This window comes from Paenibacillus sp. YAE3 (genome assembly GCF_057546105.1).
The window spans coordinates 1-20,079 of the sequence record NZ_BAAIYF010000011.1 but is presented as its reverse complement, the minus strand read 5'-3'; the positions used below and the strand labels follow the sequence as shown (position 1 = coordinate 20,079).

16 protein-coding genes and 1 rRNA gene are annotated in these 20,079 nt (G+C 55.5%); 10 read left to right on the top strand and 7 right to left on the bottom strand.

The annotated features are described in order from the left end of the window. Position 1 precedes the first annotated feature (1 nt). From lacZ to gcvPB, 4 genes are read left to right on the top strand one after another with little or no spacing between them, the layout of a single operon-like run. The gene (gene lacZ / locus AC27KL_RS20385; RefSeq protein ID WP_487170829.1) at positions 2-3,130 is read left to right on the top strand and encodes a beta-galactosidase, LacZ type; all 3,129 of its coding nucleotides are present in this window, start codon (positions 2-4) and stop codon (positions 3,128-3,130) included. After that, positions 3,123-3,905: an SDR family NAD(P)-dependent oxidoreductase gene (locus AC27KL_RS20380; protein ID WP_339323646.1), complete on the top strand. Its 783-nt coding sequence runs from the start codon at positions 3,123-3,125 to the stop codon at positions 3,903-3,905. The genes lacZ and AC27KL_RS20380 overlap by 8 nt, the downstream gene beginning before the upstream one ends. Positions 3,906-3,951: 46 nt before the next feature. Next, on the top strand, positions 3,952-5,361 hold the full coding sequence (gene gcvPA, locus AC27KL_RS20375; protein ID WP_487170828.1) for an aminomethyl-transferring glycine dehydrogenase subunit GcvPA: 1,410 nt from the start codon (positions 3,952-3,954) through the stop codon (positions 5,359-5,361). Between the two features lie 18 nt (positions 5,362-5,379). Next, positions 5,380-6,957: an aminomethyl-transferring glycine dehydrogenase subunit GcvPB gene (gene gcvPB, locus AC27KL_RS20370; protein WP_487170827.1), complete on the top strand. Its 1,578-nt coding sequence runs from the start codon at positions 5,380-5,382 to the stop codon at positions 6,955-6,957. Positions 6,958-7,119: 162 nt separating this feature from the next. Here the strand turns inward: gcvPB and AC27KL_RS20365 are convergent, their stop codons facing one another. Next, positions 7,120-7,476, bottom strand: a complete 357-nt coding sequence (locus tag AC27KL_RS20365; RefSeq protein ID WP_487170826.1) for a hypothetical protein — start codon at positions 7,474-7,476, stop codon at positions 7,120-7,122. 375 nt (positions 7,477-7,851) lie between these two features. On the opposite strand from AC27KL_RS20365, the gene AC27KL_RS20360 reads away from it, so the two are divergent. Both AC27KL_RS20360 and AC27KL_RS20355 read left to right on the top strand, forming a co-directional pair. Further along, positions 7,852-8,067 carry a hypothetical protein gene (locus AC27KL_RS20360; protein ID WP_339323650.1) on the top strand — a complete coding sequence of 72 codons (216 nt, stop codon included), beginning with the start codon at positions 7,852-7,854 and terminating at the stop codon, positions 8,065-8,067. Positions 8,068-8,113: 46 nt separating this feature from the next. Then, complete coding sequence (locus AC27KL_RS20355; protein WP_487170825.1) at positions 8,114-10,573, top strand: glycogen/starch/alpha-glucan phosphorylase; 2,460 nt, start codon at positions 8,114-8,116, stop codon at positions 10,571-10,573. A 186-nt stretch (positions 10,574-10,759) separates the two neighbouring features. On the opposite strand, the gene AC27KL_RS20350 is transcribed toward AC27KL_RS20355, so the two are convergent. The 5 genes from AC27KL_RS20350 to AC27KL_RS20330 form a co-directional block, all read right to left on the bottom strand. Beyond that, positions 10,760-11,521: an SGNH/GDSL hydrolase family protein gene (locus AC27KL_RS20350; protein WP_487170824.1), complete on the bottom strand. Its 762-nt coding sequence runs from the start codon at positions 11,519-11,521 to the stop codon at positions 10,760-10,762. Positions 11,522-11,748: 227 nt separating this feature from the next. Continuing rightward, a complete protein-coding gene (locus tag AC27KL_RS20345; protein ID WP_487170823.1) occupies positions 11,749-12,795 on the bottom strand; it encodes a Gfo/Idh/MocA family protein in 1,047 nt (348 codons plus the stop codon). Positions 12,796-12,840: 45 nt separating this feature from the next. Next, entirely contained in the window at positions 12,841-13,920 is a 1,080-nt protein-coding gene (locus AC27KL_RS20340) for a Gfo/Idh/MocA family protein (RefSeq protein WP_487170822.1), read from the bottom strand. Positions 13,921-13,924: 4 nt separating this feature from the next. Further along, entirely contained in the window at positions 13,925-14,773 is an 849-nt protein-coding gene (locus AC27KL_RS20335; protein ID WP_487170821.1) for a sugar phosphate isomerase/epimerase family protein, read from the bottom strand. Positions 14,774-14,797: 24 nt separating this feature from the next. Continuing rightward, entirely contained in the window at positions 14,798-15,961 is a 1,164-nt protein-coding gene (locus AC27KL_RS20330) for a Gfo/Idh/MocA family protein (RefSeq protein WP_487170820.1), read from the bottom strand. Positions 15,962-16,120: 159 nt separating this feature from the next. Between AC27KL_RS20330 and AC27KL_RS20325 the strand changes: the two genes are divergently transcribed. Then, positions 16,121-16,948 carry an AraC family transcriptional regulator gene (locus AC27KL_RS20325; protein ID WP_487170819.1) on the top strand — a complete coding sequence of 276 codons (828 nt, stop codon included), beginning with the start codon at positions 16,121-16,123 and terminating at the stop codon, positions 16,946-16,948. Positions 16,949-17,106: 158 nt separating this feature from the next. Beyond that, on the top strand, positions 17,107-18,027 hold the full coding sequence (locus AC27KL_RS20320) for a hypothetical protein (RefSeq protein ID WP_339323659.1): 921 nt from the start codon (positions 17,107-17,109) through the stop codon (positions 18,025-18,027). 127 nt (positions 18,028-18,154) lie between these two features. Here the strand turns inward: AC27KL_RS20320 and AC27KL_RS20315 are convergent, their stop codons facing one another. Then, a complete protein-coding gene (locus tag AC27KL_RS20315; RefSeq protein ID WP_487170818.1) occupies positions 18,155-18,607 on the bottom strand; it encodes an Rrf2 family transcriptional regulator in 453 nt (150 codons plus the stop codon). Between the two features lie 191 nt (positions 18,608-18,798). On the opposite strand from AC27KL_RS20315, the gene AC27KL_RS20310 reads away from it, so the two are divergent. Both AC27KL_RS20310 and AC27KL_RS20305 read left to right on the top strand, forming a co-directional pair. Further along, on the top strand, positions 18,799-19,440 hold the full coding sequence (locus tag AC27KL_RS20310) for an NAD(P)-dependent oxidoreductase (protein WP_487170817.1): 642 nt from the start codon (positions 18,799-18,801) through the stop codon (positions 19,438-19,440). Positions 19,441-19,948: 508 nt separating this feature from the next. Next, positions 19,949-20,079: ribosomal RNA gene (locus AC27KL_RS20305) — 16S ribosomal RNA — on the top strand; the annotation flags it as partial.

The window sequence follows — 20,079 nt, the reverse complement described above, 5'->3', positions numbered from 1 at the left end:
CATGAATGACATCATGAAGCAGCGGGATTGGGATAACCTCGGCGTGCTGGAGCGTAACCGCACGAAGAGCCGGGCTTATTTCATCCCGTTCCCCGATCGGGAAGGCGCTTTGAGTTATGACCGGGGGAGTTCCCCGTGGTTCAAATCGCTGAACGGGATATGGAAATTCGATTTTGCGGAGGGGCCGGAGCTGGCTCCGCGGCATTTTTACGAGCAGGAATTCGACGTTTCGGGATGGGACGACATCCGCGTGCCGGGCCACTGGCAGCTGCAGGGCTACGGGCACCCGCATTACACGGACCTGTATTACCCGTTTCCGGTCGATCCGCCGCATGTGCCGAACGACAATCCGACGGGGAGTTACGTCAGGGATTTCGAGCTTCCCGCGCGATGGGACGGACGGCATGTGTCCATTAAATTCGACGGCGTGGACAGCGCCTTCCATCTATGGCTGAACGGGGCGTTTGTTGGTTACAGCCAAGGGAGCCGTCTGACGTCGGAGTTCGATTTGACCCCTTATTTGAAATCCGGCATGAACCGATTGGCCGTTCGTGTGTATCAGTGGTCGGACGGCAGTTATCTGGAGGATCAGGACATGTGGTGGATGAGCGGCATTTTCCGGGACGTGTACCTGGTGGCCGAACCGTCCTCCGTGCGCATGGCCGATTTCCGGGTGGTAACGGAGCTGGACGCCGAGCTGACGAACGCGGTGCTGTCGGTGCGCACGGACATGGCTGGAAAAGACGCCGGAGGCAAAGTTCGCCTCCAGCTGCTGGATCGGACGGGAACCGAGCTGCTCTCCGCCGAAAAAACATGGTCCGGGGAGGCGTATGCCGAGTTTAACCTGCCCGTCGCCAAACCGGTTTTATGGAACGCGGAATCGCCGTATTTGTACCATTTGGTATTGACCGTATTCGATGCGCAGGGGCAGGTAACCGAAACCGTCGCCCAGCGCGTCGGCTTCCGCCGCATCGAGGTGAAGGACGGCCAGTTTTTGGTGAACGGCAAGGCGATCCTGCTCAAAGGCGTCAACCGGCATGACCATCATCCGGATACGGGCCGGACGGTGACGTTGTCGACGATGCTGGAGGACATCAAGCTGATGAAGCGGCATAACATCAACGCGGTCCGTACGGCGCATTATCCGAACGACCCGCGCTTTTACGACCTGTGCGACGAATACGGGTTGTACGTCATGGAAGAAACGGACTTGGAAACGCACGGCTTCGAGCCGCTTGGCAACATATCGCGCCTAAGCGACGATCCGGCCTGGAAGGAAGCTTACGTGGACCGGGTGCGCCGCATGGTGGAACGCGACAAAAACCATCCGTCGGTCATCTTCTGGTCGCTGGGGAACGAATCGGGCTTCGGCTGCAACTTCCGCGCGATGTCCGCATGGTGCAAGGAACATGATCGGACCCGCCTCGTCCATTATGAGGAAGACCGGGAAGCGGAGGTATGCGACGTCGTCAGCACGATGTACTCTTCCGTGGAGAAAATGGAAGGCTTCGGCCGAATGGAGGATCATCCGAAACCGCATGTGTTGTGCGAATTTGCCCATGCCATGGGCAACGGCCCGGGCGGGCTGCGCGCGTATTTCGACGTCTTCGACAGGTACCGGCGCCTGCAGGGCGGTTTCGTCTGGGAATGGATCGACCACGGCCTCAGCCGCAGGACGGCGGACGGCAAGGCCGATTACGCTTACGGCGGCGATTACGGCGATGTGCCGAACAACGGCAACTTCGTGATCGACGGGCTGGTCTTCCCGGATCGGACGCCATCGCCGGGACTCCTTGAATACAAGAAAATCATCGAACCCGTCCGGGTGGAAATGACCGATGAAGGCCGCATCCGCGTGACGAACCGCTACGATTTTATCGGCCTGGATCACTTGCGGGCGCATTACAGCGTCACGGCGGACGGACGCGTCTTGGACAGCGGCGTGCTTGAGCTGCCGGAGATCGGGGCGGGCGAAAGCCGCGAGGTGGAGATTCCGCTGCGGGATGACCTCTTGCGGAACGTCGCCGTCCCTGGCGTGGAACGCTGGCTGAACATCGGCTTCACGCTGGCGGCCGATTGCGATTGGGCTTCCCAAGGCCATGAGGTGGCCTGGGCCCAGTTTGCGCTGCCAGCAGAAGCCGCGTCTGTTGAACCGGGAGCCGCGGCCGCCTCCGCCGAACCTCGAGTCTTGTCGGCAAACGAGGAGGAACGGAGACTTGCTGTTGGTAACGACGCGTTCCGGTTGACCTTTGACCGGCTGCAGCCGGGAATCGCTTCGCTGCACTTCGGCGGCAAGGAGCTGATCCGGCGCGGTCCGCGCCTGAACTTCTGGCGGGCGCCGATCGACAACGACATGTACGTGCTCGCGGATTGGCGCAAAGCCCATCTCGACCGGCTGTCGGAACGGATCGACGGTTTCCGTTGGGAACGGCTGGACGATAGCGCGGTACGGGTAACCTGGAATTCGCGGATTGCGCCGCCGGTCCATGATTGGGGGTTCCGCTGTGAGGTTTCGTATACGGTGAGCGGCAGCGGGCTGGTCGTCATCGACGTGAACGGGACGCCGGAAGGAACGCCGCCTTCCATGCTGCCGAAAATCGGCCTCCAGCTCGAAATACCGGGCGACATGGAGCATGTCCGGTGGTACGGGCGCGGGCCGGGAGAAAGTTATTCGGACAGCAAAGAAGCGGGCAGGTTCGGCGTGTACCGGAACACGGTTGACGGTTTATTTACGCCGTACGTGTATCCGCAAGAGAACGGCAACCGGACGGACGTCCGCTGGGTGTCCGTCTCGGATGGAACGGGCATCGGCCTGCTGGCGGCCGGCGCGCCGGTGCTTGAATTCAGCGCAAGGCGGTATGCCGACGCCGATCTGGAAGCGGCTCGGCATTTGAGCGACCTGAAACCGCGGGATTATATCACCCTTAATTTGGATTACCGGCAAAACGGCCTCGGCAGCAACAGCTGCGGACCGGCGCAGTCGCCGGAACATGCCGTCAAGCCGGAGCCTTTCCGGTTCCGCATCCTGCTGCAGGCGTATATGGCCGAAAACGGCTCGCCTGAACGGCTGTGGCGGAGCATGGCGGCAGAAGCGGACAACATGAAGCTGGAGGAGGAGAACGATGCTTAAATCACAGGATGTTTTGAACTTATCGGGTAAAGTGGCGGTCGTCACGGGGGGCGCTTCAGGGATCGGCCTGGCCACCGCCGAGCTGCTCGCCGAATTCGGAGCGCATGCGGTGCTGGTCGACATCAATGAAACGGCGGGGGAACAAGCGGCCGCCGGCATCCGCGAAAAGGGAGGACAGGCCAGCTTCTACCGCTGCAACGTCACTTCCGCCGCGGATTGCGAGCGCGTCGCCGGAGAGGTCGCATCGGCGCTTGGGGGCATCCACATCCTGTTTAACAACGCGGGCGTCATCCGCCGTAAAACGGTGACCGAGCTCGAGGAGCGGGATTGGGATCTGGTGCTGGACGTTTCGCTGAAAGGCGTGTACCTGCTCTCCAAGTACGTCATCCCGATTATGGAGCAAGGCGGCGGAGGCAGCATCATCAATACAGGTTCCGGCTGGGGGCTGAAAGGCGGGGACCGAGCCGCTGCTTACTGCGCAGCCAAAGCCGGGGTCGTCAATCTGACCAAAGCGATGGCCATCGACCACGGCCCGGCCAACATCCGCGTCAACTGCGTGTCGCCGGGCGACACCGACACGCCGCTCCTTCGCGACGAAGCCAAGCAGCTTCAGCAGGACGAAGCGTCATTCCTCGTCGCTTCGGCGGGCGGACGGCCGCTGGAGAGGCTCGGCACGCCGCGGGATATCGCAAACGCCGTATTGTTCCTGGCCAGCGACCTCTCTTCCTGGGTGACGGGCAGCGTGCTTGTCGTCGACGGAGGCGGCATTGCTTAGGACGGATCTTTGTTTTGCTTTTCCAACACGAACGGAGGCGATTCATTTGGCAGAAAGAACTTATGCCCATCCTTATATTCCGAATACCGTACCGGAGGTCCGGGACGCCATGCTGAAGGAAATCGGCCTGACATCCATGGATCAGCTCCATGACGCGATTCCGGACGGCCTGAAGCTGCAGCGGGAGATGAACCTGCCGCCGGCGATGAACGAATACGAGCTGCGCCGCCATATCGAAGGCCTACTGGCCAAAAACAAGGACGGCGCCGATTATCTCAATTTCCTCGGAGCCGGCTGTTGGCAGCATTTCATTCCGGCGGTATGCGACGAAATCAACCAGCGTTCCGAATTCGTGACCGCCTATGCCGGCGAACCTTACGAAGACCATGGGCGTTTCCAGGCGTTGTTCGAATACCAAAGCCTGGTCGCCGAGCTTGTCGACATGGACGTCGTCAACGTGCCTACGTTCGACTGGGCGCAGGCGGCATCGACGTCCATCCGGATGGCCGGCCGCATGACGGGCCGCAAGACCGCTTTGCTTCCGCGTTCCGTCGATCCCGATAAGGCCGCGATCATTCGCAATTACTGCGTACCGGTCATGGACATCGCATACGTGGAGATCGACCCGGCGACAGGGAAAATGGACCTGGACGACCTGCAAAGCAAACTCGGCCCCGACGTGGCGGCCGTTTATTTCGAAAACCCGGGGTATCTCGGCATCATCGAGGACCGGGGAGCGGAAATCTCGAAGCTTGCCCATGACGCCGGGGCCGTATCGATCGTCGGAGTCGACCCGATTTCCCTCGGGGTGCTCGAAGCTCCGCCGCGCTACGGCGCGGACATCGTCTGCGGGGATCTGCAGCCGCTTGGCATGCATATGAATTACGGCGGCGGCCAGGCAGGTTTCATCGCGACGCGCGATGAAGAGAAATTCGTCATGGAATATCCTTCCCGCCTGTTCGGCATCGTACCGACGGAGGTAGAAGGCGAATACGGCTTCGGGGACGTTGCTTACGAGCGCACGTCCTTTGCCCTCCGCGAGAAGGGCAAGGAATCCGTAGGCACCCAAACCGCCTTGTGGGGAATTACGGCCGGCGTATATTTGGCGCTGCTCGGTCCGCACGGCATGAAGGAGGTAGGCAGCACCATCATCCAGAAGTCGCATTATGCCGCGAAGCGGCTAGCGGAGATTCCGGGCGTTGCCCTTCGGTTCGAAGGCGCCTTTTTCAAGGAATTCGTCGTCGACTTTAACGCCACGGGCCTGACCGTTGCCGAGATCAACCGCCGCCTGATAGAGGAAGGCATTTTCGGCGGCAAGGATTTGTCCGCGGGGTATCCGGCGTGGGGACAATGCGCGCTCTACTGCGTGACGGAAATCCATACGCAGTCCGATCTGGACCGCCTTGCGGCCGCGATCCGCGCGATTGTCGGCACGTCATCGACTACAAGAACCTAAGAGGGGGAGACAGACGCCATGAAACGAATTAAGAGAGACCGCAAGGTCCGTCAGTTCCACCAAGCCAAATGGGATGAACCGGTTATTTTTGAACTTCACCGCCCAGGGGAGCGGGGCGTCATCCCTCCGGGAACCGAAGCCGCAGTGGCGGCGGCGGTCGGCAGCGCCGAGGACAGCATCCCGGCTTCCATGCGTCGCAGCTCGGCTCCCGCGCTTCCGGAAATCGGGCAGGCGAAAGTGCTCCGGCATTATTTAAGGTTGTCCCAGGAGACGCTGGGATCCGATTTGAACGTCGAAATCGGGCAGGGCACCTGCACGATGAAATACATTCCGCGCATCAATGAAATGCTGATTCGCAACCCGCGTTTAACGGAGCTGCATCCGCTCCAGGATGTCGGCACCGTGCAAGGCATGCTTGAGATTTACCATCGACTCGACCTTGCGATGCGCGAAATTTCCGGCATGGACGCTTTTTCGTTCCAGCCGAGCAGCGGCACCCAAGCTTTGCTGGCCATGGCCTCCATCGTCCGGGCTTACCATGACTCCCGCGGCGAAGGCGACCGGCGGGACGAGATCATCACGACGATTTTCTCGCATCCGTCCCAGGCGGCGACCGCTGCGGTCAAAGGCTACAAGATCATCACGCTGCATCCGGACGAGGACGGGTTCCCGGATCTCGAAAAGCTGAAAAACGCCGTCTCGGAACGGACGGCCGGATTTGTCGTCGCGAACCCGGAGGACACGGGCATTTACAATCACCGTATCCGGGAATTTACGGACGTGGTGCATGCCGCCGGCGGCATTTGCTACTACGATCAGGCCAACGCCAACGGCCTGCTTGGCATTACCCGGGCGAAGGAAGCCGGCTTCGACATGTGCTTTTTTAACCTGCACAAAACCTTCGCCGCCCCGCATATGTGCGGAGGACCGGCGACGGGCGCGCTCGGCGTGACCGAAGAGCTGAAGCCGTTCCTGCCGGGGCCGCTCGTGGAACGCGAAGAAGGAGGGCGCTACGTACTGAAGGAGCAGGGCGACCTCAGCATCGGCAAGGTCCGCAGCTTCCACGGCGTGGCCCAAACCGTGCTGCGAGCTTACGCGTGGATTATGAGCCTTGGCGCCGAAGGATTGAAGGACGTGGCCCAAATCGCCGTACTGAACAACAATTACCTGTACCATAAGATTTTGCAGATCCGCGGCGCAAGCGCTCCGTACATCAAGGGCCGCCGCCTGGAGCAGGTGCGGTACAGCTGGAAGCAGCTGACGGACGAAACGGGCGTCACGACCGAGGACATCACGCGCCGGATGTGCGATTTCGGCCTCCACTATTGGACGTCCCACCATCCGTACATCGTGCCGCAGCCGTTTACGCTCGAGCCGACTGAGTCTTATTCCAAGGAAGACCTGGACGAATACATCCGGGCGCTGGAGCATATTTCGAATGAAGCTTATACGAACCCGGACATCGTCAAAACCGCTCCGCACAGCAGCACCGTTCACCGCAACGACGAGTCGTCCCTCGACGATCCGAAGCAGTGGTGCATTACGTGGCGCGCGTACTTGAAGAAAACGAAGGCCCAACTGCAGGAGCAGAAATAGGCACGCGCCCGATGTGAAAAAGGCATCCTCCACTGGCTTGAAACGCCTGGGGGATGCCTTTTTCCGGCGGATGAGAGAGTTGTACGAGAAACACACGTCTTTGAGACGCTGGGTTTCTCTTTTTTTTCATTTGCAGTTGCTAAAAAGCCTAAAAAAGAAGGGTTACCCCCTCTTTTCCAGGCGATCCAGGTGGACCGCCATCTTCTTCATATTCTGCACGGCGGCCGTAATCAACGTTTGTTCCGTGACATTTTGAGAGTCCGCGCAAACGGCAATAGCGAAACCCATGGAGTGGTGCTTGTTGGCATTGGCTTTTACATGAGTCGAATCCGTCATGAGCACGCGTCCCACCATTTTGTGCAAAAATGTATCGGAGAAATCTTCATAGGGTTTTACTAATAGAGTATCGTTTACAAAACTAGAAAACTCTTTGTCGAAATCTTGAACGGTTGAAAAACTATTGAGTTGAGTATGGGATAATTTCAATTCAATACTGGTTGTTTGAAACATCGAGTTCATGATCTGGTGTGGCTCCTGCAGAGGCCGAAAATATAACGTGCTATAATATGGGAAGTAAGGAGAAAAACGGAGGAGAATGATGAATAATAGTAACAGCAATAATAATAGATTGAGATTATTTTGGATAACCGTAGGATTTGTACTAATAGCGGTGAACCTTTTTTCGCTGTCGTTCATACTTATTTCGGGTTATTTGTTTGATTCAATTTTCACCAAAACCTTTGGAACAGCAATAATATGGGGAGTTATCATATTATATTTAAAAGTAATACCGTACAAAGTTAGTAATACGGCATGGAAAATTATACTACTTTTTTTAATTATAATATCTATATTTTGCTTTACTTACAATTTTCCTAATGGATATCTTGAACCGTGAACGAATATCACTCCGGCACCCTTGGGCGTATATTTATTAGGTGGGAGTTGCTTGGGGAATATGGCTGCAGCCTGCGGGCCGGGCACGGCCGAAAGCGGCTCTCCTCCAACGTTGCTTCAGCCGTCGTAAACGGGATCGCCTGCATCCAGGCAGCGCTTCGCATTTCGAGCCTGCGGCGCGACAGGCTTGGCGGCGATCGTACAAAGCCGTAACGCTGGCTGTACATCCGCGAATCTTAAACGTCAGGAGGAACTTCTTTTGTTCGACAACAAGGAATTTTTCAAAACTGCGTTCAAGGAGCAATTGGTTAGCCGTTTGGGAAAAAGCATGGAGGAGGCGACGGCAGGCGACATTTACAAAATACTCGGAAATTTGATCCGCGAAAACATCGGGCGCGAGTGGGCCGAAACCAATCAGGCCTATAAGGCGGACCGGGAAAAGCAGGTGTATTATTTTTCGATGGAGTTTCTCGTCGGCCGCCTGCTCGGGAACAATCTGCTGAACCTGGGCATGTACGACACGGTCCGGGAGGGACTGAAGGAGCTGGGCTGGGATTTGGAAACGATCGAGGAGCAGGAGCCGGATGCCGGTCTCGGCAACGGGGGGCTCGGACGCCTCGCCGCCTGTTTTCTTGATTCGCTCGCGTCCTTGGGGTATGCGGGTCACGGCTGCGGCATCCGCTATAAATACGGCTTGTTTGAACAAAAAATCGTCGACGGCCATCAGGTTGAGCTCCCCGATCCGTGGCTGCAAAAAGGGTATGTATGGGAGGAACGCCGGGAGGATAAGCGGGTTCCGGTCAGCTTTTGGGGACGGGTGGAGGTGTCCGAAAAAAACGGCAGGATCGTGTTCGAAACGGTCGGCGACGAAAAAATTTGGGCGGTGCCCTATGACGTCCCCGTCATCGGTTACGGCAGCCCGCATGTCAACACCCTCCGGCTGTGGAGCGCCGAGTCCGCGGTCGATCCGGCCATTCTGCGGTCCGGAGCCCAGAGCGGTCCCGCGAATAAAGGATATTATCAATTTTTGGATTACAATCGTTCGGTGGAATCCATCTCCGAATTTTTATATCCGGATGATTCGGGGTACGAAGGAAAGCTGCTTCGCCTGAAACAGCAGTACTTTTTATGCTCGGCAGGACTGAGAAGCGTGCTGCGGACCTTCGAGAAGTTGGAATTGCCTTTTTCCGAGCTTCCCCGGAAGGTGGCCGTCCATATCAACGATACGCATCCGACGCTGGTCATTCCGGAGCTGATGCGGATTTTGATCGACGAAAAGGGGTTCGGCTGGGATGAGGCGTGGAGCCTGACGACCCGTACCGTGTCGTATACGAATCATACGCTGATGAGCGAAGCGCTGGAAAAATGGCCGGTCAACATGGTGCGCGAGCTTCTGCCGCGCGTGTACATGATCATCGAAGAAATCAACAAACGTTTTTGCGGGATGCTGCTGGAACGTTTTCCGGGCAGGCAGGACCTCGTCTCCCGGATGGCCATCATCGAAAGCGGCCAGGTGAAGATGGCCCATTTGGCCGTCGTCGGCAGCTACAGCGTGAACGGCGTGGCCCGGCTGCATACGGAGCTGCTGAAAAACGACGTCATGAAACCTTTTTACGGTTTGTTCCCGGAACGGTTCAACAACAAAACCAACGGCATCGCCCACCGCCGCTGGCTGATGCATGCCAATCCGGAGCTCAGTCGCCTTATTTGCGACGGCATCGGCACCGGCTGGATCGAAAATCCCGAACGGCTGCAGGAATTGGAACGTTTCAAGAACGATTCGTTGTTCCGGGAAGAAATCCTCCGGATCAAACATGGAAACAAGCAGCGGCTTTCCGGTGAAATCCGGCAGAAGCAGGGCATTGTCGTCGATCCGGAGTCGCTGTTTGACGTACAGGTCAAGCGGCTTCACGGATATAAGCGGCAGCTCCTGAACGCGCTGCACATCATGCATTTATATCATGCGATCAAAGACGATCCGACCGTAGAACGCCTTCCCCGCACGTTTATTTTTGCCGCGAAGGCGGCGCCGGCCTATTTTTTGGCGAAATGCATCATCAAACTGATCCATGCCGTCATGGATACCGTTAACCGGGATCCGCAAATGGAGGGCAGGCTGAAGGTCGTGTTCCTCGAAAATTATTCGGTTTCCCTCGCCGAAAAAATCATCCCCGCCGCCAACGTCAGCGAACAAATATCGACGGCAGGCAAAGAGGCTTCCGGAACGGGCAACATGAAATTCATGATGAACGGGGCGTTGACGGTCGGCACGCTCGACGGGGCCAACGTTGAAATGCATGAACGCATCGGGGCGGAGAACATGTTCCTGTTCGGCCTGCGTTCGGAGGAAGTCATGGATTATTACAAGCATGGGGGATATTGGGCAAGAGAAATCTATGAAAGCGACCCAAGGATCAAACGGGTGCTGGACGATTTGATCGTTCCCGGTCCTTTTTGCCGGCATGACCGCGAATTCGAGGTGATCTACCAATCGCTTCTCGACCATAACGACGAGTTTTTCGTGCTCCGCGATTTTGCGGATTACGCCGATACGCATGCCGCGGTTGAACGGGCGTATTTGGACGCGCAGGACTGGGCAGCCAAATCGATCGTCAATATCGCCCACTCGGGGCATTTTTCCAGCGATTGTACCGTCAAGCGTTACGCGTCCGAAATCTGGAAGATCCATCCCGTGCGAAACGCGTTCGAAATCAGGTAAATGCTGCAAACGTTTTTCACATTAGCGCCCAGACCTTCATTGGGGCTCATGGAATCCGGAATCCGTTCGCAAGCGGCAAAAATCCCCTCCATACGCCGGCACGGGCACCGCGGCTCAAGGTTTTGGCCGCTGCAGCCCGGCGCCGGTCGCGCCGAGGGGATTTTTTTTCGTAGGGCATGCTGCTTATTATCCTTCGCAAGCGGCGTTGGTACCGCCGTCCCGCAGCAGATGCCGGTAATTCGATTTGACGAACTCCACCACTTTGTCGAAAATGATGCGGTGTCCCGCCTCGTTCGGATGAATGCCGTCGGAGCAGAGGAACTTCGTGAAGTCGGGTTGCTGGAGAAATGCGCCGCGCACGTCGATCAATTTTGTTTTGGTCAGCTCGGACACTTTGAGAATCGTCGAATTGTAGCGTTCCTGCCACCAATAGATTTTCGTGACGCTGCCGAGCCATTTCAGGACGTTTTGCTGCGCTTCCGGATTGTTTTGGGTGACCCATTTGAAGTAATTGTCCGCGTTCAGCGGAGGCAGGCTCATCAGAATCGGGATGATCTGCTGGCTTTTCAGGTCGTTGACCGTTTCCATCAGCACCTTTTCGAACGTATGGAAATCCGTTTTCGGGTGATGCTCGCGGCCCGGGTCTTTCGCAATTTCGTTCCAGTTATAATCGCAATCGTTCCCGCCGTATTCGATCAGCACGATGTTCGGCTTTTCCTTCATGACATCCCTTTTCAGGTTGCTAATACCCTTGAGCAGCGTATTTCCGAATCTTGCGGTATTGCGGACCGCGCCTTTCAGCTTGTTTTGGAGCAGCGAGACGTAGTTGTCCTCCAAAATCACGTATTTGTTGCGAGCCTCGTCATAAATGACGCCTTTGGAGATGGAATCTCCGGATACGATGTATTTGGCACCGTCATTTCCAAATTCATGTTGAAAACCGCTCATAGCATCACCCCGTTTCCACTATTATTTCTTATAACTTCTATTGTAATGCAGTTTCTTCCCGCAAAGCAAATAACGGTGTTCGGCCGAGGGCTCAAGCAGCCTGCGTCCATCGGGGGATCATCGGCCTCCGGCTTAAAAAAAGAAGCTCCTGCATCGGATCGCCGCAGCCCGTAAGTTCGGGAATGCAAGGATCGATGCAGGAGCTTTTTCGTGGCATAACATACATTTTAAGATGATTTCGTCAGCACGGCGTTTGCCGGAGGAAACCGCAGCCCTTGGCCGCTCCGGGTCCGTTCATACAGCGCTTCGATCAGCTGCAGCGCCTTGATGCCTTCCTCCCCGTCAATCCAGAACGGACGATCCTCCCGGACATGCGCGTAAAAGTCGGCAATCAGCTTCCGGTGGCTCGGCCCCCAATACGATTTGCCTCCGAAGTTCGATCGGGGCGGCTCGCTTAGAAGCGTTTCCCTGCCGTCTTTCCATAGGTATAGCGAATCCCGGCGCTGCATCAACACGCCATGCTCGAATACGACCTCCAGCTCCACGGGCGAATCGGCGCGGTATCCGTTCGTTCCGTAAAACAACGCCCTGGCGCCGTTGGCGAAATCGATGCAGGCATGCGCGGAATCTTCCACCTCGATGGCATCCTCCAGCGTATCGCATGTCACGCTCCCTTTGACCGAGGTGATTTCGCCCCCGAACCATTGCAGCAAATCAAGGGTATGGATGGCCTGGTTGATCAGCATCCCGCCGCCTTCGGTGCTCCATTTGCCTCGCCACGCTCCGCTTTCGTAGTAGGCACGGCCGCGATGCCAAGTGACGATGCCTTTCATGCAGACCAGCCGGCCCAGCTCGCCGGAGACGATATGTTCATGTATGATCCGCGAAGCGTCATTATAGCGGTTTTGGAACGAAACGCCCAGCTGGCGCCGGTTTCTTCTCGCTGCCTCGATCATGGCTTGGGCGGCCGCGGCGTTTTCCGCGATCGGTTTTTCCGTCAGGACGTGTTTGCCGGCCGCGAACAGTTCAAGCGCCATCTCGGCGTGCAGATGATGGGGGGTGCACAGGTGAACGATTTGGATGTCTTCCCGCTCAAGCAGCACTTTGTAATCCGTGGCGGCTTCGCATCCGTAACGGCTTGCCGCTCCTTGGGCTTTCTCCGGATCGGCGTCGATGACGACCCGCAGTTCGGCGTCTTCCAGTTCCGCAATCGAGCCGGCATGAAGGGGATGAATGGCCCCGCAGCCGATGATGGCTGCTCCTAACTTTTGCATGACGATCCCGTCCTGTCCGTTGAAATTTGGCATGGCCGCCTTGCATTACGAAATGCGAACGGCCATTTCCTGCGCCTTCAGGCATAATTCCGCAGCCTTGAAGGCATGCTCCTGCGTCATCGCATGTTCGGTCCGGTTCAGGCAGTCGAGGATGAGCTCGCCGAAAAACGGATAGCCGACCTGCCCGTTCACGTCGAAGCGGCGTTCTCCGTCTTTATTGACCAAATATACATGGTCCCCGGCCGAATCCCTGGCGATGTCGATGTATTTTCGCAGCTCGATGTACCCGTCCGTGCCGAGGATAAACGTTCTGCCGTCGCCCCATGTGCCGAGCCCGTCCGGCGTAAACCAGTCGACCCGGAAATATTGGGTGGCCCCGTTCTCTCCGACCAGCGTGGCGTCGCCGTAATCCTCAAGCTCCGGATAGTCCGGATGGTTGTAATTGGCCACTTTGCTGTGCAGCACTTTCGCGTCTTTGTTTCCGGTATAAAAAAGGAACTGCTCGATTTGATGGCTGCCGATGTCGCATAATATGCCGCCGTATTTGTCTTTTTGGAAAAACCAATCCGGACGGGAGGACGCGCTCAGGCGATGCGGGCCGAACCCGGTGACCTGAAGCACGCGGCCGATCGCGCCTTCGCTGATCAGCTGTCCCGCATATACGGCGGATTCGACGTGAAGGCGCTCGCTGTAATACACCATGTATTTTTGGCCGGTTTCCCGGACTTTTGCCCGGGCCGCTTCCAGCTGCTCTAATGACGTAAACGGCGTTTTGTCGGTAAAATAATCTTTGCCTGCATCCATGACCTGAAGTCCCAGCGCGCAGCGTTCGGAAGGGATGGCGGCGGCCGCAACGAGGCGCACTTCCGGATCTTCGAGCACCTGCTCCAGACTGTCCGCTGCCTTTGCCCCTGGGAACTTGGAGGCGAAGCTTTCGGCTTTGGCATGATCGCGGTCGTACACCCATTTCAAAGTTGCCCCGGCTTCGATGAGCCCTTTGCTCATGCCGTGAATATGGCCGTGGTCCAGCGCGGCCGCCGCGAACACGAATTCGCCGGGCTTCACGACATGGTTCGGTTTGCCCTGCGGGGCGTAGTTCATTCCGTCCTGTTTTGAAGCTGTCATCCGTTTACATCCTTTCGCGCATAAATTGGCCGAACTGCTTCAGCAGCTCGCGGGAGTCATATTGGGCGCTGAAGTCCTCGATGCCGAGGTACCCGTCGTACCCTACGCTTTTCAAGTCCTCCACGAACGCGGCAAAATCGATGATGCCGTCCCGGAGCGGAGCCCACTCGGAGCGCCATTTGGCGGTTCCGTCCTCGCGGCTGCCGTCCTGCACGAAGCGCGCGTTTTTGACATGCACATGCGCAAGGTAGGGACCCAGCAGCTGCATGCCCATGCGGTAATGCTCGAAACCTTCGTGCACCATGTTGCCCGGATCAAGCAGCACGCCGATATAGTCCGGGTCGCAGTGGCTGACCAGGCGGTGCGCCAGTCCGGCGCTTGGCGCGATCGTCCCGTGATGCGTTTCGACGACGCCTTTGACGCCGTATTGCTTCGCGAGCCGTTCGGCTTCTTTTAAGTAGCTCACGTTTTTTTCGTATAAATCCGGGTAGGATAACGTCTTATTGTAAGGGGCTACGCCGATCCGGATCATGCTTGCCCCAAGCAGGCGTGCCGTATGGAAGGCATGTTCCGTTTCGTCGAGCTTCATTTCGTTCAAGTAAGGGGTTACGCTCACGACCTCGAGTCCTTCGCCCTCGGTCACTTCCTTGAATTTCAGCATTTCCGGTTCCGAGAGCGACGGATCGATGGAGCACAGGTTGTTTCCCCAGAAGGAAGGCAGCTCTCCGGCTATGGCTTTCGGCACTTCCTTGAATCGCCATTCGACGCCGTGAAGTCCGGCTTCTTTGGCGGCTCGAACGAGCTCTTCGGGCGTCAGGTCGGGGGTGGCTACGGTAAATACGGAAAGTTTCATGGTTTCATGCCTCCTCGCAAGGGATCAATGCGTTCCTTTGACGTCCAATACCGCGGCTGAGGACGGATCTTTGCGGAACGTGGAATTCGCTATTTTTTCCTGAAGCTTGTCGTAAAAAAGGTCCTCGTCCAGCGGCAGATCGACCCAATCGTCGGTCCAGGCGGACAGGTGCATCGCGTTCGAAAGGGTCAAGCCGAGAATGCCTTCTTCGCCGGGGGCTAGCAGCTTTTCGCCATGCAGGAGCGCATTCGTGAAGTTTTGCAAAATGCCCTTATGCTGCGGCCCGCCGCCGCCGGCCACCGGGATATCGCATACCCAGCACTCCGGTTGCCCGAATCCTCCTTTGTATTCGCGGTTGAACTGAGGTTCGGGAACGCGGAGACGCCAGAAGGTCAATTTATCGTTTTCGATGACGATTTTGCCGTTGTCTCCGGTAATTTCGAACCGGTTCGTCCCCGGGCTTTCCCCGACGGTCGTCACAAACACGCCCGTGGCTCCATTCTCGTATTCGACGTAAGCGGTCACGTCGTCTTCGACTTCAATGTTCCGGTATTTGCCGAAATGGCAAAATGCCCGGACCCGTTTTGGCATCATGCCGGTGGTCCACTGCCATAGATCCAGCTGATGGGGGTCCTGGTTCAGCAGCACGCCGCCGCCTTCGCCGGCCCAAGTGGCGCGCCAGCCGCCGGAATCGTAGTAGCTTTGCGAGCGGTACCAGTTCGTGATGATCCAGTTCGTTCTGCGGACTTCGCCGAGCTCGCCGGATTGGATGAGGTCGCGGAGTTTGATGTAGAGCGGGTTCGTGCGCTGATTGTACATGATGCCGAATTGCTTGCCGCTTTTCGCCGCCGCGTCGTTCATTTCCCTTACCGCTTTTGTATACACGCCTGCCGGTTTTTCCACCAGCACATGGTAACCGTTTTCAAACGCCTGAATGGCCATCCCCGGATGGTCGTAATGCGGGACCGCGATCAGTACGGCATCCATCGCTTTGGAAGCCCAAAACGCTTCCGGCGTATCATACAGCTGCACCGACGCCGGCAAATGCTGCTTCGCCCATTTCAGTCTTTCGGGATTCGTGTCGCAGACGGCCGTGAGTTCGGCGCCGCGAATTTCCCCGCACAGGTTTTGGGCATGAGAGACGCCCATATTTCCAATTCCGATAATACCATAGCGAACCTTTTCCATGCCGGAATTTCACCCTTTCTCTCTGCTATTCCCCCTAAGCTTAGCCCGAATCCGAAAAGATGAGAATGACCTGGATTAAGAGTGTTTTGCACAAAATTAAGGTGTTTTGGATAAATGGCCAATGGTACAATAAGGGAGAAGAAAAGGGGGAATGCGCTCGTGGAACTCGCGCTGGACATGGCCGGAAGAATGCCGGAAGGATTGACGTTGAACATCAGCTACGCCCAATACCGAAAAGGTTTTCCCGGCTGGAACCGGACGGAAATCGCCCCGTCGTTTCACCGGCTCTATTTTATCGCGGAAGGGCGGGGGGCGGTCACGCTCAACGGGGTCAAATACGAACCGAAACCCAATCAGATGATGATCATGCCGGCGGGCACGAATCAGATGGCACTGACCGATCAGGAAGATCCGTATTCGCGCTATTTTTGCCATTTTGACGCTCAGGTGGGGGAATGGCCCCTTTTTCCGGCGGACGGCAGCCTGTATATTTGCGACGCCCGCGACCCTGCTTTTATCGAACGGACTTTTCAAGAGTTGGTGCAGCTTTTCCATCGGGGAGGGCCTTTTGCCGTGCTGCGAACCCAGTCCTGCTTGCTGACGATGCTGGCGTGCTGCCTGGAGGACGGAGGATACACCGATTTTTGGAAAAAATTTATGCAGCAGACGGAACGGAGCAAGCTCGGAAACGTATTAAGCTATATCCAAACGCATTTGCATGAACCGATGGAAATCGAACAGTTGGCGGAAATCGTACATTTGCATCCGAACTATTTCATCCCTTATTTCAAAAAAATCATGGGCGTCACGCCGATGCATTACGTGCAGCGCAAACGGATGGAGGAAGCCAAAAGGCTGCTGACCTACACCGATACCGCCATTTCGGACATCGCCGATCAGATCGGCATGCAGCTGGCCTATTTTTCGCGGCAGTTCAAAGGTTATACGGGCCTATCGCCTTCGGCCTACCGGGCCTGCATTCGCTGAAATCGGCTTGCTTTGATGCGAAGCGGAGTTTCCTTACCTAAGTATCGATTTCATGGTTCCAAAGTAAGTTTTTGCAAAACGCGTATTGGAAGGCATCCCTTGATTGGGTAAGATATGGATGGTTTACGCCCCTAAAACAAACGAAAGGTGAGATGCGAATGAAACGCGCCATCGTCAAACCTCTGCTGACGGTTTTAAGCCTGGCGGTTGCCTTGGTCATGATGGTCCCTGCCGGTTCGGCCAGCGCGGCCGATTCCAAGTGGATCAACAAGGTGCTGGCCGATTACAAGGCCTATAACCAGAAAGTGACCTCTTCCTATAAAAACTATCAGGAGCAGATCGATGCCAGCTATAATCAGTATTTGACGCAATACACGGCGACCATGACCGAGCTCGAAAGCAAGGTACTGTCGGATCTGAAACAATGGGACGAGAAGCTGGAAGCGGACTATAACGAGTTGAAGGCAAAATACGGGGACGACCGGAGTAAAACTTCGGCCCTGAGAACCTATGACAGATACATTAACCAGAATTTCAATGGCAGCCCGATGAACCTTTATGCCACCGCGGCCAACCGCAATTACCGGGACAGCACCATGTGGGTCTACAATAAGGCGCTGAACGAAAATTTCATCGACAGCAAAACGTGGAGATACAGTAAAGCGATCAATCCCAACTATCTGGACAGCGCCGCATTCAAATACAGCAAGGCGGTCAATGAAAACTATTACGACAGTCCGATGCAGAGACTGAAGCACGCTTCAAGCAAAAACTTTTACGGCAGTCCGATTTATCAATACTACCACGGCAAAATCAGCAAAACGAAGGCCCAGCAGGAATACGCAAAAATCTATAAGAAGCAGACCGAAAGGCTGAACGCCATTGTCGCGAAAAGCAAGCAGGATATTGCGAACAGGGCGGCGGTTACGCGGCAAGAGCTTGATCTGCTGCATGCCAAATCCGTTGACGTTCTTGAGCAGCGGCGGGAAGAAGCGCTGAAAAAGATTTCGGATCTGCGCATCGAAATTTGCGGGGAAGGGCTTAACTGGCAGCCTTTGCTGAAGAATTCCGCCCAATAAGGTCTGATCCGTTATTTTCCTATTAATGAAGAAACGAGGCGAACCTCCGCGAAGGGGATTGGCCTCGTTTTTATGTTTACGCATTTATGTTTACGCAGGGTTTGCCGCACTTTTCAAGCGACTGCCTCTATCCGTTTTCTAAGGATCTCATTTTATCGGACTCCAAAATATCTTCGACGACTTCGGCAAGGGTAACGCTGGCGAGCGATTGCTCCATTGCATTTTGGGCTGCTGAAAATTGTTTGGTCAGCGATTGTTGGATATTGCGGCCGACGATACATTCCGGGTTCGGGTGTTCATGGGAGTTGAATAAATCGTTTTCGGCCACGACGTTCACCGCCTTGTATACATCGAGAAGCGTTATGTTTGGCAGTTCTTTGGCCAGTTCGGCCCCGGCCACCCCGGCACGAACGTGTACGAGGCCGGCGCTTTTCAACATGCTCATGACTTTGCGGATCACGACGGGATTCGTGTTGACGCTGGCAGCGATGTACTCGGAAGTATTGGTTGCCTTGTCTTTGCTGACGGCCAGCAAGCACAAAATGTGTATCGCTACGGAAAATCTGCTGCTGATGGACACCTTGACCCCTTCTTTCTTCCTTAACGAATATAATCATTTATAACATGACCATACTATCGTTACAAGTAAAGCTCCGGATGGAAAATACGCTCAAAATGAGACGGTTGACAAAGCATTAAGTTGTAACTAAAATGATTACATGTAATGTATTAGATTACAGGTGATGATACCATACGGGAGGAAAACATATTATGAAAATCGCAGTCATCGGAGCCAGCGGGAAAGCAGGGAACCTGATCGCTCAAGAGGCCGCCAAGCGCGGACATGAAGTAACGGCCATCGTAAGAAACGCATCCAAGCTGCAAGGCGGGTATTCTTCCGTCATCGAAAAGGATTTGTTTGATTTGACGGCAGCCGATTTGCAGCCGTTCGACGTCGTGGTGAACGCTTTTTCGGCGCCACCGGGCAGCGAGCATCTTCACGTGGAAGCGGGAAGAGCGCTCATCGACGCTTTGAAAGGGGCACCGAATACGAAGTTGTTTGTCGTTGGCGGGGCCGGAAGCTTATTTGCCGACGAAGCCAAAACATTAAAAGTGATGGATACGCCGGACTTCCCGAGCATTTACTATCCGACGGCATCCAATCAGGGCAAAAACCTGGAGGACCTGCAGCAATCGGAAGGGATCACGTGGACATTCCTCAGCCCATCGGCATTTTTTGATGCGGAAGGAAAAAGAACGGGCTCTTACAAAAAGGGTAAAGACCATCTGCTTGTGAATTCCAAGGGCGAAAGCTACATTAGCTATGCAGACTATGCAATCGCCGTGCTGGACGAGATCGAAAATCCGAAGCATATCAATGAACGGTTTACGGTCGTAGCCGAGCATCTATAATAAATAGAACGAATAGAATCGATTGAAGTTGAGGAGAGCGGGTCTGCCTGAGCATAAGCGGCTCGGGCAGACTTCTTTCATATATAGAAAAGAAGAAGCGACAATAGATTTGAATTAGATTTGAATTTGTAAAATTTTTCTGCTTGCCGCAGGCGTTGAATCATGGTACATTATAAATCCGGCCGACGGAAACGAAGGCAGGGCCAAGAAATAAAAAAAGAACTTCAAAAAAAGTTCTTGCAATCTTAAAAAGAACATGATATTATATAAGAGTTGCTGCTGAACACAACGGCGGCGACGAAAACGAAATGTTTGATCTTTGAAAACTGAACAACGAGTGAGATACAGGCTTTGCTTGCAAAGCCGATCGCGAAGCAAATCGGTCCAATCCTATGGCTGGATGGTTTGCGGAGCACAAATGAGAATTAAATTCTCGTCAGATTCAAAATGAGTCACAAACTTTTTGTTGGAACGCTACTCTCCTTCGGGTGAGCAGATTCTTCCAACTTTCTTGGAGAGTTTGATCCTGGCTCAGGACGAACGCTGGCGGCGTGCCTAATACATGCAAGTCGAGCGGACTTGATGAGGAGCTTGCTCCTCTGATGGTTAGCGGCGGACGGGTGAGTAACACGTAGGCAA